Raw genomic sequence first — 16,073 nt, 5'->3', positions numbered from 1 at the left:
GGATGAATAACGGGTGGCTATGAACTAACGTCGGTGGTGGGTACCAAGAACAGAATGTACCTTTCGATGGCGGCTCGGAGAGGGGCTCGACTGTCAAGCCAGCCCGGCCCAAGGAAGCGCCGCCGTCGTGTCACCGAAGTCATTTGGAGGGCACCATGGAGTTTATGATCAGCGGACGAAATCTGACTGTTTCAGACCGGTTCCGCGAATATGCCGGGGAAAAAATCGCAAAGATCGAATCACTGGGCGACAAGGTCCAGAGGGTCGACGCGAAAGTCTCCAAGGAGACCAATGCCCGGCAAACCGGCGACCAGCTGACCGTCGAAGTGACAGTCCTGGGCCGCGGGCCCGTGATTCGTGCCGAAGCCAGCGCCGCAGACAAATTTGCCGCCTTTGACCTCGCCTACAACAAACTGCTTGAGCGGCTCCGCCGGGCCAAGGACCGCAAGAAGGTCCACCACGGCCGGCACACTCCCAAGGCCGTCCGCGAAGCAACCGCGTCGCTTGAGCCCGCCAGCGCCCACGAGCCGCTGTACCTTGAAGCAAACCACCGGGACGAAGCTGCACAGGCCACCAAAGACACATCCCCTTACGATGTCGAGAACGACATCCCCGCCGGTAATTCCCCGGTCCTGATCCGCCGCAAGGTCTTCCCCGCGGCCTCCCTTTCCCTCGACGACGCCGTGGACAACATGGAGCTCGTCGGCCACGACTTCTATCTCTTCGTGGACAAAGCGACCAACACGCCCTCCGTCGTGTACCGCCGCCGCGGCTGGACGTATGGGGTGATCACCCTCGACCACGAATGCGAGCCCGGGGACACCGTCATCGAGGAAAAGGTCCTGGCCTACCGTTCGGACGACGCCCCCGCCAACGCTTAGGGTGGACTTCAGCACCACCAGAGAGGACTGACTTGTCAGCAACGCTGAGCCTCGACCAGGCACGGCGGATCGCACTGGCAGCGCAGGGACTCCACAAAGGACGGCCCACCGGCCCCGTGTCAGCACGGGCGGTGGGCCGGACTTTTGCCCGTCTGCAGCTCGTCCAGATCGATTCAGTGAATGTCCTGGTCCGCAGCCACTTCCTGCCCTTCTATTCGCGGCTTGGAAACTACGACCGGGACATCCTGCAGCGCATGGCCGGCAGCCACCCCCGCCGCATGCTCGAATACTGGGCGCACGAGGCAAGCTACATCCGGCCGGAGCACTACCAGGACCTCCTGTTGTGGCAGAAGCGGTCCTGGGTGGGGGCGTCCCGGCTGGACCCAGCGCTGCGCAGGGACGTGGAGGGCAAGATCCTGGAGGTCCTTGCCCGCTCCAGGCCCATGACGGCCTCTGAACTGACCAGGCGCATCGGGCACGTCGAGGAAAAGCGTGCGGAGAATTGGGGGTGGAACTGGAACGCTGTCAAGCGGGTTCTGGAGCACCTTTTCGAGGCGGGCCTCGTGTCGGCGGCTTCACGGACCGGGCAGTTTGAACGCAGGTACACACTGACGTCCAAAGTCCTCCCGTCCGCCCCTGTCCCGGCGCCGGACGTGGACCCGGCTACTGCGCTTCGGCGGCTGACCGATGCTGCTGCGCAGGCCCACGGCATCGGAACCGTCCGCTGCTTCGCCGACTACTTCCGGACGCCTGTCAAGGCCACCGCAGAAGCTGTTGAGCACCTGGTGGGGCAAGGCAGGCTGGAACCGGTCAACGTCACGGGCTGGGGTCGGCCTGTCTTCCGGCATGTTGAATCAGCCTTGCCGCGGCAGGCCACTGGCCGTGCGCTCGTTAGCCCGTTCGATTCCCTGGTCTTTGAGCGCCGGCGGCTGCTGGAACTGTTCGGCTTCCATTACCGCATCGAGATCTACACGCCGGAAGCCAAACGCCGCTACGGCTATTACGTCTTGCCATTCCTGCTGCGTGACCGCATCGTGGCCAGGGTGGACCTCAAAGCGGACCGGACTGGCGGCCGGCTGTTGGTCAGATCGGCTTTTGCCGAGCCGGACGCGCCGGGGGACACCGCCGTCGAACTCGCTGCAGAGGTGGCCTTGATGGCGCAGTGGCTTGGCCTGCACGACGTGCAGGTGGGATCCGCAGGGGACCTGTCCGCGGGGCTGGCCAAGGAACTCCTGCGGCTCCAGGGCGTATCGCTCTGAGGGAAAAGGGGCACCGCCAAGGTGTCTCTCCCGTAGACTGAACACGCCAGAATTCGGCGGCATCAAACTGGGAGCAACTTCACGTGGCATCACTTATCGAAAAAATCCTCCGTACGGGTGACAAGAAGACACTCCGGCAACTGCGGAACTATGCCGATTCCATCAATGCCCTCGAAGACTCATTCAAGACCTTTACCGACGCTGAGCTCCGCGAGGAGACGGACCGCCTCCGCGAACGCCACCGGGACGGCGAGAAGCTGGACGACCTGCTTCCAGAGGCCTTTGCCGCCGTCCGTGAGGCCTCATCCCGGACCCTGGGGCTGCGCCACTTCGACGTCCAGCTGATGGGCGGCGCCGCCCTGCACCTGGGCAATATCGCCGAAATGAAAACCGGTGAGGGCAAGACCCTGGTGGCGACTGCTCCCGCCTACCTCAATGCCTTGACCGGCAAGGGCGTCCACGTTGTCACGGTCAATGACTACCTTGCCGAATACCAGTCCGAACTCATGGGCAGGGTTTACCGCTTCCTCGGCCTGACCAGCGGCGTCATCCTCGCCAACCAGGATCCGTCCGTACGCCGCCAGCAGTACGCCGCCGACATCACCTACGGCACCAACAACGAATTCGGGTTCGACTACCTGCGCGACAACATGGCCTGGGACCGGAGCGAACTGGTCCAGCGCGGCCACAACTTCGCCATCGTCGACGAAGTGGACTCCATCCTCATCGACGAAGCCCGGACGCCGCTCATCATCTCCGGCCCGGCGCAGGGGGACACCAACCGCTGGTACAGCGAATTCGCCAAGGTTGTCCTGCGCCTGGAAGCAGGCAAAGACTACGAAGTCGACGAGAAGAAACGCACGGTCGGCGTCCTGGAGACCGGGATCGAAAAGGTCGAGGACTACCTGGGCATCTCCAACCTTTACGAGTCGGCGAACACCCCCCTGATTGGGTTCCTTAACAACGCCATCAAGGCCAAGGAACTGTTCAAGCGGGACAAGGACTACGTCATCCTGGACGGCGAAGTACTGATCGTCGATGAGCACACGGGCCGCATCCTGGCCGGCCGGCGCTACAACGAGGGCATGCACCAGGCGATCGAGGCCAAAGAAGGCGTCGAGATCAAAGCGGAGAACCAGACCCTGGCTACCGTGACGCTCCAGAACTACTTCCGCATGTACAGCAAGCTTTCCGGCATGACCGGTACCGCCGAGACTGAGGCGGCCGAATTCATGAGCACGTACAAGCTTGGGGTGGTGGCCATCCCCACGAACCGGGACATGCAGCGGATCGACCAGCCGGACCTCGTGTTCAAGAACGAGGTTGTGAAATTCGACGCCGTGGTGCGGGATATCGCCGAACGGCACGAAAAGGGCCAGCCGGTCCTCGTGGGCACCACCAGCGTGGAGAAGAGTGAGTACCTCTCCAAGCTCCTCGCGAAGGAGGGCATCCGCCACGAGGTCCTGAACGCCAAGAACCATGCCCGGGAAGCTGCGATCGTCGCCCAGGCAGGCCGGAAGGGCGCGGTCACTGTGGCGACCAACATGGCCGGCCGCGGCACCGACATCATGCTGGGCGGCAATGCTGAGTTCACCGCCGTGGCAGAACTGGCCAAGCGCGGCCTGGACCCGGAGGAAAACTCCGAAGAGTACGAGGCAGCCTGGCCGGCCGCCTTCGAAGCAGCCAAGCAGTCCGTGAAGGATGAACACGAGGAGGTCCTGGACCTGGGAGGCCTCTATGTGCTGGGCACCGAGCGGCACGAATCCCGCCGCATCGACAACCAGCTCCGCGGCCGTTCCGGCCGTCAGGGCGACCCCGGCGAATCCCGGTTCTACCTTTCCCTGACCGATGACCTCATGCGGCTCTTCAATTCCGGTGCTGCTGAACGTTTGATGAACAGTTCTGTCCCGGACGACGTCGCGCTTGAGTCCAAGCTCGTTTCCCGCGCCATCGCCTCCGCCCAGGGACAGGTGGAAGGCCGCAACGCAGAGCAGCGGAAGAACGTCCTGAAGTACGACGACGTCCTCAACCGCCAGCGCGAAGCCATCTACAGCGACCGCCGCCGCATCCTGGAGGGCGATGACCTGCATGAAAAGGTGCAGTTCTTCGTGGAGGACACCATCACCGCCCTCATCGACGCCGCAACCGCAGAAGGCAACGGCGACGACTGGGACTTCCACCAGCTGTGGGCGAACCTGAAGACGCTTTACCCGGTCAGCCTGACGGCTGAAGAGATCATCGAAGAGGCCGGCGGAAAGTCCCGGGTAACGGTGGAGATGCTCAAGGAAGAGATCCTCTCCGATGCGCGCCTGGTGTACCAGGCCCGTGAGGAAGCCATCGGCTCCGAGAGCATGCGCGAACTGGAGCGCCGGGTGGTGCTTTCGGTCATCGGCCGCAAATGGCAGGAACACCTCTACGAAATGGATTACCTCAAGGAAGGCATCGGGCTGCGCGCCATGGCACAGCGCGATCCGCTGGTGGAGTACCAGCGTGAAGGCTTCGCCATGTTCCAGAGCATGATGGAGGCCATCCGCGAGGAGAGCGTCGGGTTCCTCTTCAACCTTGAAGTGGAAGTGACTCCTGCCCAGGACGTGGTGGTCCAGGACGCGTCCGGCGGACACACCGAGCATGTCGATCCTCAGGTTCACGCCGCCGGTCTGGAAGCGCCGGAGAAGCCGGCACAGCTTCAGTACACCGCCCCCAGCGAGAGCGGTGGAACCCAGACCCGGGTGGAAACCCGCCAGGGAGCCGGCCGTTCAGGAAACCCAGCCAAGGCGGCCGCCCAGGACGCAGCGAAGCGGACCGGCAAGAAGAAGAAGCGCTAGCAGGTCCGCCGGCAGCATCGGCAAGAGTAAACAGGGCGGGGACGGCATCGTCCCCGCCCTGTGTGCTTCCTTGGACCGGGCGCTCTTTCAACTGCTCAACCGATAACGAGCTCGACGATCCGCCAGACCTGCTTGCTGCGCTCAAGCCGGACAGCAACGGCACGGGCGCGGACGTCATCCACCACGACGGCGCTGGCTTCGTAGATTCCGTCAGTCACTTCGCACACGCGCACGGAGCGGACTGTCGAATTCCGGTGGAGCCGGGCCAAAGCAGGATTGCCGGTCCTGGTAAGTTCGCGCCTGATAAGTGCTGCCCGGTGCTGCAGCGCTGCCAGGCATCGCGGGTCCAGGCGTCGCGCCAACTGGTGGATAGGCCGAATTCCAGCCAGGACCTCCATTGAGGCCTGGACCGTGCCGCGCGTAATCGCCCTGACTTCCGCTGCCTCACTGACAGGCCGCAGCGGCGCCGGGTTGGTCCCGGCCGCTTGTCCAGCCGGCTTCGTTGCGACAGTTCTGCTGCTTCCGATGCTCCTCCTGCCGTTTTTGGTGTCGGTGGCCAGCCCCTGGACGGCCCGGGCAGGTGTCACTGCGGTCATGGTGTTCCCCTTGGTTGGTTGGCTGCGTGGAGCCGGCTGGCGCTTGGTCTGCCTGGTTGTTGGGCATGCTGTGGGTTGACGGGTGGGCGTCCTGAGCGGCTAGGGAGCTGCGGGCGCCTGGAGGACCTGGCCGGGCAGCAGGACGTCGGGATTTCCACCGATCTGCGCACGGTTGGCGGCGTACCATCGCGGCCATTCGAGGGCGATATCCACATCCGACGCGTCCGGGCCCAGGTACTGCGCCACGATGTCCCACAGCGTGTCGCCGGCGAGAACTGCCACTTCCCCTGCGCCGCCACCGCCGGTGCCGCCGCTACCCGGGACAGTCCTGGTCTGGGGCGCGGCCAGCAGGCCCGGTTCCACCACCGGGGGAGCAGGCTGCCATCCCGGGTCAAGCGTGGAGGCCTGTTGTCGGCCGGACCCTGTTCCTTCCAGTCGCAGTTCCTCCCCGCCGGCTGATGGTTTCCATTCCGGGACGAACTGTGGCCGGCCACTGGTGCCAGCGGACATGCCGTATCCGCCGTGCTGTGCCATTTCCGGGCTTTTCGCAGGGGCCGTCGGCGAGGATGACTGCACCTGGGTGGGCGTCCATTCTGGGCTAGGTGGAGCCGGTGCAGCATGTGCTGCGACGCCCGTTACGAGTTGAAGGGACAGGCCTGCAATCACTGCCCGCTGCATGAAGCCGGGGGAGAACTTGCGCGCGGCCGCGGCGGCGCTGCGCTTCCCCAGATGCTCCAGCAGGACGGCTGCCGCGGCGCCCAGGATCGAAATTGTCCACCACAGCAGCAGGCCAAGGCCTGCAGCTGCTGAAGCTGCTGCCAGGAGGACGCCGGCGGACGCCTCGTGATGACGTGCGGATGATTCCTGCCACTCTGCCAGCAGGCCCGCCCCGAGGAGGCAAAGCAGGAGGCCAAGTGCCAGGACTGCCAGGGCCATGGACGCATCGGACCATTTCCCGCCGACGGAATGTACCATTTCCCCTCCTTAGATACGTTTTGATGCAGTTTGATGTTGTTTGCTTAGTCTGATCCTGTGATGCGACGTTTGTCCATACGTTGGAGAGAAAAAATTCCGAAGCGTTGACCGGGGGACAGAGGGTCCCTACGCTGACGGGATGCGCTGGGATGCACTGTTCAATGACATGGAAAGCCAGTTGGCGGAGGCCGATCGACTGGCCCTGGAGACGGAGGTCAATGATCGGGCGCGGGCCGAGATGGTGGGCCTGCCGCTTGAAGACCGGCTCCGGGCAACGATCGGGTGCAGGATCGGCGTCCACTTGCTCTGCGGTGATTCGATACAGGGGGAACTGGTGCACGCGGGAGCGGATGCGCTGGTGCTGGACGCGGGCCGGCACCAGGTCCTGATTCCCTATTGGGCCGCAGCGCGCTATACGGGGCTGGGCAGGCATACGCGGGCAGAGAACTCGCGGGTCCGCCGGTCACTCGGCTTTGCCCACTCCCTGCGGAGCCTGGCGCGGGACCGTTCCGAGCTGGTGGTGACGATCGGGGGTGGGGCTGGAATGACGCGGCTGGCCGGAGTCATCGACCGGGTCGGGAGCGACTACCTTGACCTGGCCGCCGTTGTGCCGGGCGAGGCGCGACGAAGCGGCAGCGTGGGACAGGTATCAGCCATCCCGTTCTCCGTGGTGGCAATGGTCAGGTCGAACAACTCCGGCGCCCCGCAGGCGGGCTAGACCGACTTGGAGCGCGATTCCTGGATCATGCGGCTGGCCTCGGCGTAGCGTTCCTCGATGTACTGCTCCAGCATCTTCTCCTCAACGCGCCATTGACCGCGCCCGCCCACCTGGATGGCCTTGAGTTCGCCGCTGCGGACCAAGGCGTAAGCGGCAGGGGAATTGATCTGGAGCTGCTCCGCGACATCCGCGAGGGTGAGGAACCTTGGCATGCATCTATTTTGCCATCATGTGGCATATTTTGTTGCTGTTATCCACAGTTTGGCGGCATATAAGAAAATGACTTTTGTTCCCGGACTCTTGCGGCAACAATGAGGAAACCGGCCGCCGGGTGGAGGTCCGGTATGCCTGGGGGGAGAGCGGTATGGTTCCAGAAGCAAATGCCACTGCAGCGCGGCTTAAGCGGCCATCGTGGCGGGATCCACGGCTGCTTTTGGGTGTTCTCCTGGTCCTGGTGTCCGTCGCTGGAGTCATCTACCTCGTCGACAGCGCAGACCGCACCACGGAGGTGTATGCGGCGCGGGACGGAATTGCGGTCGGAGAACGTCTGACGCCGGAAAACGTCGTCCGGGCCAAAGTCCGGCTTGGCGACACCGAACAGCACTACATCACGGTGGAGTCGGGCCTGCCAGAGGGCGTCGTGGCCCTGCAAAGGATCGCCAAGGACCAGCTGGTTCCACGCGCAAGCCTCGGTGAGGTTGACGGGCTGGACCGGAAACCCGTCGCCCTCAACATTGAGCAGACGCTGCCGTCGCAGGCAGTTGCGGGCGCCCGCGTCGACGTCTGGGTCGCGCAGCCGGACGCAAAGAACGGGTTCAATGAACCCAGACTCCTTCTCCCCGGCGCTGAAATCGCCGAGGTCACCAGCGGGTCGACTGCACTTGGATCCTCAAAGAGCACGGTGTTGATGGTCCTGGTGGATGACAGGCAGATGCCCGCCCTGCTGGGTGCCCAGGCCAATGAGGCCAAGATCTCCGTTGTGTGGAATCCGGGCGGAGCCAAGTGAGTATTCCCGTCATCACCGTTGGGCAAAGCCGCGAGGACCTGGTGGGCGGACTCGAAAGACTGCATGGTCCGGTCACGGTGGTGCGAAGGTGTGCGGAACTACCCGAACTGCTCGCAGCGTGCCAGAGCGGTCTGGCGAGGGCGGCAGTGGTGGCCGAGGGATCCGAGGGGCTGACAGCCTCCCTGGTAGACCGCCTTGGGGCAGTTGGTGTTGTCGTGGTTGCGTTGACCGACAGCGCGGAGGAAGCCGCAAGGCTTCGGAAGATCGGTGTTGCCTCCGCCCAGACGGGGGTTGAGTCCGCCCAGCTTTCCGACCGGATCGCCGAGGCTTTGGCGCAGTTGACCGGGGGCACCCGTCCAACACGCCTCAGCGCAGGTTCTGACACTGGAGCTGCCCTGCTCACGGAACCTGTTGAGCCGGCTCCTGATACGCAGGGTCATGGAGGCGGACGAGTTGTGGCCGTCTGGGGTCCAGCAGGGTCCCCGGGACGAACCACGATCGCCGTAAACATCGCCGGCGAGCTGGCGGCGGACGGGCAGGACGTCCTGCTGGTCGACGCCGACACGTACGGTGCCAGCGTCGCGGCCGTGCTGGGCTTGCTGGATGAGTCAGCCGGCCTGGCACAGGCGTGCAGGCTTGCCGACCAAGGCCTGCTCGACGCCGATGCCCTCCGTAAGGTGGCGGCCACGGTCGCCACGTCATCCGGGACATTCCGGGTGTTGACGGGCATAACGCGGGCAGACCGATGGACCGAGCTGCGGGCCACCGCCCTGTCGCTGGTCCTGGAACGAGCCCGTGAGGTGGTCGACGTGGTCGTGGTGGATACCGGCTTCTGCCTCGAGGCGGATGAGGAAATCAGTTTCGACACGATGGCGCCCCGGAGGAATGCGGCGACCCTGCGTCCCCTGGAACTGGCTGACACGGTCTATGCCATTGGGGCCGCCGACCCCGTGGGTGTGCCCCGGATGGTTCGTGGCCTCGCGGACCTGGAGGCGGCCGTCCCCCAGGTGTCTCCGACTGTCGTCATGAACAAAGTGCGGGCCTCCGCGGTGGGCAGGAATCCGGAGCGGCAGCTGCGGGACGCATGGGAACGATATGGGCCGGCCGCTGGGCTTGCGGCTTTCATTCCCCACGACCCCGCCGCGGCAGACGCTGCGCTCCTCGGCGGCTCGCTGCTTCTCGAAGCTTCCCCGGAGTCGCCCCTGAGACATGCGATCCGCGGTTTGGTTTGTGCACCTGGCCAGCGAAAAGCAAAATCCTCTGTATTTTCTTCCACACCACGGCGAAGGGCAAACGACTAGGCTCGCCATAAGAGCTGCAAAGGTGCGGCGAATATCTCATATGGAGGCGTTGTCGATGTCGTCTGGATCCAGCGTGGAGGACCAGCCCCTCTCCATTGAAGGCTTTGAAGGCTTCATGGGGGACTACTACCAGCACCTGGCTGAGGAGGATGCCCGCAGCTACCCCCGCGATGTCCTTGAGGCGCGGGCCAGCCAGCACCGGGCCGCTGCTGCCGTCCGGCAGCCCGGACAGGCAAAGATCTCGATCATCGACGAAGAGGACAGCAGCGTCATCTTCGTCGTCACCGACGATATGCCGTTCCTCGTCGACTCTGTCAATGCCGAACTCGTCCGTCAGCACGCGGCAATCAAACTGGTGGTCCACCCGCTTTTCGTGGCTACCCGGAACCGGGAAACCGGTGAACTGGTCAAGGTCAACAGGGTCCCCGCGCACCTGGGAATCTCCAGCGGAGATACCGCGGCAATGCCGAACCTTTCCCACCTGATCGCGCAGGGCGAGGACGCCTCGCACATGGAGTCCTGGATCGCCGTCGAAATCTCCCGCGTGTCCGACGACGCCAAGCAATCCCTCCTCGCAGGCCTGACCCGCGTGCTGAAGGACGTCCGGGCGGCCGTCGAGGACTGGCCCAGGATGCGCCAGAAGGCACTGGAAATCGCCGAAAGCCTGGACCAGGTGGCCAACTCCGCCCAGATTGCGGAACTGCGGCAGGCCAAGGATCTGCTGCGCTGGCTTGACGACGGAAACTTCACCTTCCTCGGCTACCGCGAATACGACCTGCTCAACGTCGAGGGCGAAGACGTCCTGGAACTGCGTGAGGACAGCGGCCTGGGGCTGCTTCGGGCGGCCGCCGACTCCCCACATATCCAGCACCTCACCGACACCGGCCGCAAAAAGGCGCGGGAAAAGCGCGCCCTCGTAATCACCAAAGCCAACTCCCGTTCCACAGTGCACCGTTCTGCGTACCTGGACTACATCGGCGTCAAGAGTTTCGATGCGGCAGGCAACGTCAACGGCGAGCGGCGCTTCATCGGGCTCTTCGCCACCAGCGCCTACGCCGGTTCTGTCCGCGACATTCCCATCGTGCGGGAAAAAGTCGACGCCGTGCTGCAGAGCGCAGGCTTCCCGCCGGACTCGCACTCCGGCAAGGACCTCCTGGGGATCCTGGAAACCTACCCGCGTGACGAGTTGTTCCAGATCGAAATCCCCGATCTTGCGGCAACAGCGCTTGGTATCCAGAAGCTGCAGGAGCGGCGGCGGACCCGGTTGTTCCTGAGGCCGGACATTTACGGTCGGTTCATGTCCGCTGTGGTCTACCTGCCCCGCGACCGGTACACAACAAACGTCAGGCTCCGCATTGAGCAGGAACTGCGCGAGACATTCCAGGCGGTGTCGATCGACTACGAAGCCCGCATGACCGAATCAGCCCTCGCACGGTTGTTCTTCCGCATCCGGCTGCCCAAGGACGCTGACGTCAGCCACGTCAACAGCGACGAGCTGGAAAAGCGGCTGGTCCGCGCGGCACGGTCCTGGAGCGAAGGCATCGCGGAAGTACTGCGCGAGGGCCGGGACCCGGCGGAAGCCAAACAGCTTGCCGCCATCTGGGCCGAGGCGTTCCCTGCAAGCTACCGGGTCGACTACGAAGTCGAAGACGCGCTGGAGGATATCTCGCGTTTCGAGAAGTACGGTGCGGCCGCCGAACGGAACACCGGCGCCCGTCAGGACCGGCCCGGCGTCCATGTATACCTTCCCGAGGGTGCCGGCGCCACGCTGGAGGAAGACGCCAGGGTCAAGCTCTACATGCTGGAGCCCAAGAGCCTGAGCCAGATCCTGCCCTATTTCCACAACCTGGGACTGGAAGTCCTCGACGAACGCCCCTTCGAAATCGAAACAGCCGACCACCGCGACTTCTTCCTTTACGACCTGGGGCTGAAGTACCCGGCCGGGGTGGATCCGGTGTCCACGGGTGAGCTCCTTGCCGAATCATTCGGCGCGGCGGTCACCGGCGCTGCCGAATCGGACAGCTTTGACCGGCTGGTCCTGCGCGAAGGGCTGCACTGGCGCCAGATCACTGTGCTTCGGGCCTATGCCCGGTACATGCGCCAGATGGGCAACAGCAGCTCCTTCGGCTTCATGGCGGACACCCTCCTCGCCAACCCGGATGTGACCCGGGGGCTGACAGCACTCTTTGCCGCCCGCTTTGATCCCGCTGTTGGCGAAGCCGGCCGCGGTGGAGCCCAGACGACCGTCCGGCAGGAACTGGCAGTGTCGATCGAGAAAGTCGCCACCCTCGACGCCGACCGCGTCCTGCGCACCTTCGTTAACCTCATCGAGGCCACCCTCCGCACCAACTTTTACCAGGACAAGCCACACCTGAGCTTTAAGCTGGATCCGGCGCAGATCGAGGGCCTCCCGTTCCCGCGGCCCATGTTCGAGATCTGGGTCTACTCCCCGCGGGTGGAAGGTGTCCACCTCCGCTTCGGGAAGGTTGCCCGCGGCGGCCTGCGCTGGTCCGACCGGCGAGAGGACTTCCGGACCGAAGTCCTGGGCCTCGTAAAGGCGCAGACCGTCAAGAATGCTGTCATCGTCCCCACCGGGGCAAAGGGCGGCTTCTTCGCCAAGCAGCTCCCGGACCCATCAACCGACCGGGCCGCCTGGATGGCGGAAGGGGTTGAAAGCTATAAGACCTTCATCCGCGGCTTGCTCGACCTGACTGACAACCTCGTCACTGAAGCCGGCGGCGAGCGGCTTGTCCCGCCGTCGAACGTCGTCAGGCATGACGATGACGACTCGTACCTCGTGGTCGCGGCGGACAAGGGAACCGCGACGTTCTCGGACATCGCAAACGGACTGTCCGCGGAGTACGGATTCTGGCTGGGCGACGCCTTCGCTTCCGGCGGCTCGGTAGGGTACGACCACAAGGCCATGGGCATTACCGCCCGGGGTGCCTGGGAATCGGTCAAGCGGCACTTCAGTGAGCTGGACCTGGATACACAGACCGAGCCCTTCACCGTGGTGGGCGTGGGAGACATGTCAGGGGACGTCTTCGGCAACGGCATGCTGCTGTCCCGGCACATCCGCCTCCTGGCCGCCTTCGACCACCGCCACATCTTCCTGGACCCCAACCCGGACGAGGAAAGCTCATTCGTGGAACGGCAGCGGCTGTTCGATCTGCCGAGGTCCTCCTGGGACGACTATGACAAGTCGCTGATCAGCGAAGGCGGCGGGGTCTTTGCCCGCCAGGCCAAGTCCATTCCTGTGTCCCCCCAGGTACGCGCCGCGCTGGGACTTCCGGCGGAGACCACCGAATTGAGCCCGCCCGAGCTCCTGCGCGCCATCCTGCTCGCCCCCGCCGACCTGCTGTACAACGGCGGAATCGGAACGTACGTGAAGGCGGGCTCGGAGACGAACGCCTCGGTAGGCGATAAGGCCAACGACGCGATCCGCGTCAACGGCCGGGACTTGCGGGTCAAAGTGGTGGGCGAAGGTGGAAACCTGGGCATGACCCAGCGCGGACGCATTGAAGCCGCCCTTCAGGGGGTCATTCTGAACACGGACGCGATCGACAACTCGGCCGGCGTCGACTGCTCCGACCACGAAGTGAACATCAAGATCTTCGTGGACCGCATGGTCGCCGCGGGCAAGCTGCCCGCCGCCGAGCGGGCTGATTTCCTCGCGTCAATGACCGATGAAGTGGGCCGCCTGGTCCTGGAAGACAACATCGACCAGAACATCCTGCTGCTGAACGACCGGACGCGGGTCGCCGAATGGAGCCCCAGCTATGAACGGCTCATGGACTGGCTGGAGAAAAGCGCAGACCTGAAGCGGGACCTGGAGGCGCTGCCGACCACGGAAGCGCTCCGGGACCGGCTGCAGCAGGGGCAGGGCCTGACCTCTCCTGAGCTGTCGGTGCTGGCCGCCTACGCCAAGATCGAGCTTGCCTCAGCGCTGCGGGACAGCGACCTCGCGGACGACCCCTGGTTCAAGGACACGTTGCGTTCCTACTTCCCGCATCAGCTGCGTGAACGCTTTGACGCTGAGCTGGATACCCACCCGCTGCGCCGCGAAATCATCGCCACCGTGGTGGCCAACGACATGATCAACCTCGGTGGAATCACGTTTGCCTTCCGGGTCATGGAGGAGACATCTGCCAGCGAAGTGGCTGTGGCGAAGGCTTTCGTGGCACTGCGGGAGGTGTATGAGCTGGATGCGATGATGGCTGAACTGAACAGCCTGCCTGCTTCCTTCCCCACCGAGCACTGGAGCACGGTCCATCTGGACATCCGCCGGCTTCTCGACCGGGCAGTGCGGTGGCTGTTGAGCCAGGAAAGCGTCTCGCGCCCCATCGCGGACGTTGTGGGCGAGTTCAAGCCGCTCATGGATCCGATGCGTGCCCGTCTCCTGGACTACCTGCGCGGCGATGACCGGCAGCGGGTGGCCGAGTGGCTGGAGAAGGGACGCGAATGGAACCTTCCCGAGAACCTCGCGCTGCGCTGGGCTGAGCTGTTCGAAAGCTTCGTGCTGCTGGATATCGCCAAGATTGCCCGGACGCGGAAGGATCGCGTCGAGGACATTGCGGCCGTCTACTACACCGTCTTCAACCGGTTCCATGCGGATTCCCTGCTGGAGCGTATCAGCAGCCTGCCGCGGCAGGACCGCTGGCAGGCCTTGGCCCGCGCGGCGCTGCGGGATGACCTGTACTCCACCGTCTCGGATATGACGACGGCGGTGCTGGACGCCACGTCCGCCACTGATGCACCCGAGGCGCGGCTCAAGGATTGGGAAGGGCAGAACGCCGAGCAGTTGGGCCGGGCGAAGAGCATGTTCGACGAAGTGAATGCGCTTGAGGCCGACGACATGGCCTCACTGTCGGTAGCATTGAGGCTCTTGAGGTCAATCGTCCGGCGCTAGCAGTGCGGCGTCGCAAATGGAGGTGCAGTGGCAATCTTTACGGACCCTATCAGGGAACATGCTGATTTCGGGCCGGGCGATGCCGAATGGCTGCACCTCCTGGTGGGGGACTGGCAGATGGTCGCGGACCTTGCGTTTGCCGACCTCGCGCTGTGGTTCCCCCACCCCGAGCTTGGGTACATTGCCCTGGCGCATGTGCGCCCCTCCACCACGCATACCGCGTTCCACAGCGACTTCGTGGGGGAGGGGATCCGCTCCGACCTGAAGCCCCTGGTGGACAAGGCCTGGCACAGCAAGTCCATTGAGCGCTCCAGTGAAACGAACTGGAACAGCGAAATGGCGCTGCGGGTGGAGGCCGTCCCCATGGTCCGGAACGGCCGGACCCTTGCCGTGGTCACCACCCACATGGACCTGTCCAGTTCGCGGATGCCGTCCCGGCTTGAGCTGACCTACCGCCAGTGCGCGTACGACCTGCTTCGGATGGGAACGCTGGGGCTGTGGCCGGACTTTGCCTCGCCCACCGGGTCCCGCCGGGGAGCGCCGCGCGTGGGGGACGGGCTGATCCGGCTCGATGCCGACGGCATCGTGCAGTACGCCAGCCCCAATGGCGTCTCCGCCTTCCGGCGCCTGGGTGACGGCGAATCCCTGGAAGGGCGCTCGCTTGCAGAGGTCACCGCCGGACTCCTGAAGGACCGGCGCATGGTTGATGAGACCCTGCCCCTGGTGGTTACCGGGCGTATGCCGTGGCGCAGCGAGATCGAGTCCCGTGGAGTGAGCCTGTCCCTGCGGGCGATTCCGCTCCGGGACGAACAGCAGCGGTTCGGTGCGCTGGTTCTTTGCCGGGACGTCTCTGAGCTTCGCCGGCGTGAGATGGAGCTGGTGACCAAGGATGCCACCATCCGGGAGATCCACCACCGGGTCAAGAACAATCTCCAGACTGTGGCCGCGCTCCTGCGGATGCAGTCCAGGCGCATGGTGAGCGACGAGGCGAAGCAGGGGCTGGAGCAGGCCATGCGCCGGGTCGCGACCATTGCCCTGGTCCACGAAACCTTGTCGCAAGGCCTGACCCAAAGCGTTGATTTCGACGAGCTGATCGGGCGCCAGTTCCGGTTGTCGGCTGAGGTGGCTTCCCCGTCGCAGCAGGTCAGGACCGAGCGTTCGGGAACCTTCGGCGAGCTCCCAAGCGATTTGGCCACCCCGCTTGCCCTGGTCATCAACGAACTGGTCACCAACGCGGTTGAGCATGGCCTCGAGGGCCGGGCGGGAACAGTGTGGCTGCTTGCTGACCGCTCTGAAGGCGAAGACGGTGAAGAACTGACAGTGACTATCGCCGACGACGGCGTGGGACTGCCGCAGACCCCGCATGTCGAGGGGCTGGGGCTTCAGATTGTGCGCACTTTGGTAACCAGCGAACTGGGCGGCACCATTACTTGGGAACGCCGTGACGGCGGTGGGACTGAGGTTAAGATCCGGCTCAGCCTCGCCGGGAAGTAGCCGCCGACGCGGCACGGCCGGTGCTTAGTTCCGGAAACACGAGCCGGGCCTCCGGAGGCTGAACCAAGCAAAGACCCCGGGACAATCCAGAGTGGATTGTCCCGGGGTC

Annotated in this window: 11 protein-coding genes; 8 read left to right on the top strand and 3 right to left on the bottom strand. The window is 64.5% G+C overall.

Annotation, left to right across the window (positions count from 1 at the left end; all coding sequences use genetic code 11):
* Positions 1–155 precede the first annotated feature (155 nt).
* The 3 genes from hpf (at position 156) to secA (ending at position 4,965) form a co-directional block, all read left to right on the top strand.
* Positions 156–881: a ribosome hibernation-promoting factor, HPF/YfiA family gene (gene hpf, locus PUN71_RS04050; RefSeq protein WP_043450750.1), complete on the top strand. Its 726-nt coding sequence runs from the start codon at positions 156–158 to the stop codon at positions 879–881.
* A 32-nt stretch (positions 882–913) separates the two neighbouring features.
* Positions 914–2,140: a winged helix-turn-helix domain-containing protein gene (locus PUN71_RS04045; RefSeq protein WP_277797428.1), complete on the top strand. Its 1,227-nt coding sequence runs from the start codon at positions 914–916 to the stop codon at positions 2,138–2,140.
* Positions 2,141–2,223: 83 nt separating this feature from the next.
* Positions 2,224–4,965 (top strand): preprotein translocase subunit SecA, encoded by a 2,742-nt coding sequence (gene secA, locus PUN71_RS04040; protein ID WP_043450694.1) that lies wholly within the window; start codon positions 2,224–2,226, stop codon positions 4,963–4,965.
* A 95-nt stretch (positions 4,966–5,060) separates the two neighbouring features.
* On the opposite strand, the gene PUN71_RS04035 is transcribed toward secA, so the two are convergent.
* Both PUN71_RS04035 and PUN71_RS04030 read right to left on the bottom strand, forming a co-directional pair.
* Complete coding sequence (locus PUN71_RS04035) at positions 5,061–5,561, bottom strand: Rv3235 family protein (RefSeq protein ID WP_277797427.1); 501 nt, start codon at positions 5,559–5,561, stop codon at positions 5,061–5,063.
* A gap of 99 nt (positions 5,562–5,660) precedes the next feature.
* Positions 5,661–6,536: a LysM peptidoglycan-binding domain-containing protein gene (locus PUN71_RS04030; RefSeq protein WP_277797426.1), complete on the bottom strand. Its 876-nt coding sequence runs from the start codon at positions 6,534–6,536 to the stop codon at positions 5,661–5,663.
* A gap of 139 nt (positions 6,537–6,675) precedes the next feature.
* On the opposite strand from PUN71_RS04030, the gene PUN71_RS04025 reads away from it, so the two are divergent.
* On the top strand, positions 6,676–7,254 hold the full coding sequence (locus tag PUN71_RS04025; RefSeq protein WP_277797425.1) for a hypothetical protein: 579 nt from the start codon (positions 6,676–6,678) through the stop codon (positions 7,252–7,254).
* Here the strand turns inward: PUN71_RS04025 and PUN71_RS04020 are convergent.
* Positions 7,251–7,466: a helix-turn-helix domain-containing protein gene (locus tag PUN71_RS04020; protein ID WP_018768505.1), complete on the bottom strand. Its 216-nt coding sequence runs from the start codon at positions 7,464–7,466 to the stop codon at positions 7,251–7,253. The genes PUN71_RS04025 and PUN71_RS04020 overlap by 4 nt on opposite strands.
* A gap of 152 nt (positions 7,467–7,618) precedes the next feature.
* On the opposite strand from PUN71_RS04020, the gene PUN71_RS04015 reads away from it, so the two are divergent.
* Genes PUN71_RS04015 through PUN71_RS04000 form a run of 4 tightly spaced genes read left to right on the top strand, consistent with a single transcriptional unit; the run spans position 7,619 to position 15,964 of the window.
* Positions 7,619–8,260 (top strand): hypothetical protein, encoded by a 642-nt coding sequence (locus tag PUN71_RS04015; RefSeq protein WP_043450700.1) that lies wholly within the window; start codon positions 7,619–7,621, stop codon positions 8,258–8,260.
* Positions 8,257–9,561 carry a CpaE/TadZ family protein gene (locus PUN71_RS04010; RefSeq protein ID WP_277797424.1) on the top strand — a complete coding sequence of 435 codons (1,305 nt, stop codon included), beginning with the start codon at positions 8,257–8,259 and terminating at the stop codon, positions 9,559–9,561. The genes PUN71_RS04015 and PUN71_RS04010 overlap by 4 nt, the downstream gene beginning before the upstream one ends.
* A gap of 55 nt (positions 9,562–9,616) precedes the next feature.
* The gene (locus PUN71_RS04005) at positions 9,617–14,470 is read left to right on the top strand and encodes an NAD-glutamate dehydrogenase (protein ID WP_277797423.1); all 4,854 of its coding nucleotides are present in this window, start codon (positions 9,617–9,619) and stop codon (positions 14,468–14,470) included.
* A gap of 27 nt (positions 14,471–14,497) precedes the next feature.
* Positions 14,498–15,964 (top strand): sensor histidine kinase, encoded by a 1,467-nt coding sequence (locus PUN71_RS04000; RefSeq protein WP_043450705.1) that lies wholly within the window; start codon positions 14,498–14,500, stop codon positions 15,962–15,964.
* The last annotated feature ends 109 nt before the right edge of the window (positions 15,965–16,073 follow it).

Origin of the sequence: Arthrobacter sp. NQ7 (assembly GCF_029581595.2) — a bacterium.
Classification (GTDB): Bacteria; Actinomycetota; Actinomycetes; order Actinomycetales; family Micrococcaceae; genus Arthrobacter; species Arthrobacter phenanthrenivorans_B.
The sequence above is the reverse complement of the archived record's forward strand: the minus strand, read 5'-3'. Positions and strand labels throughout refer to the sequence as shown.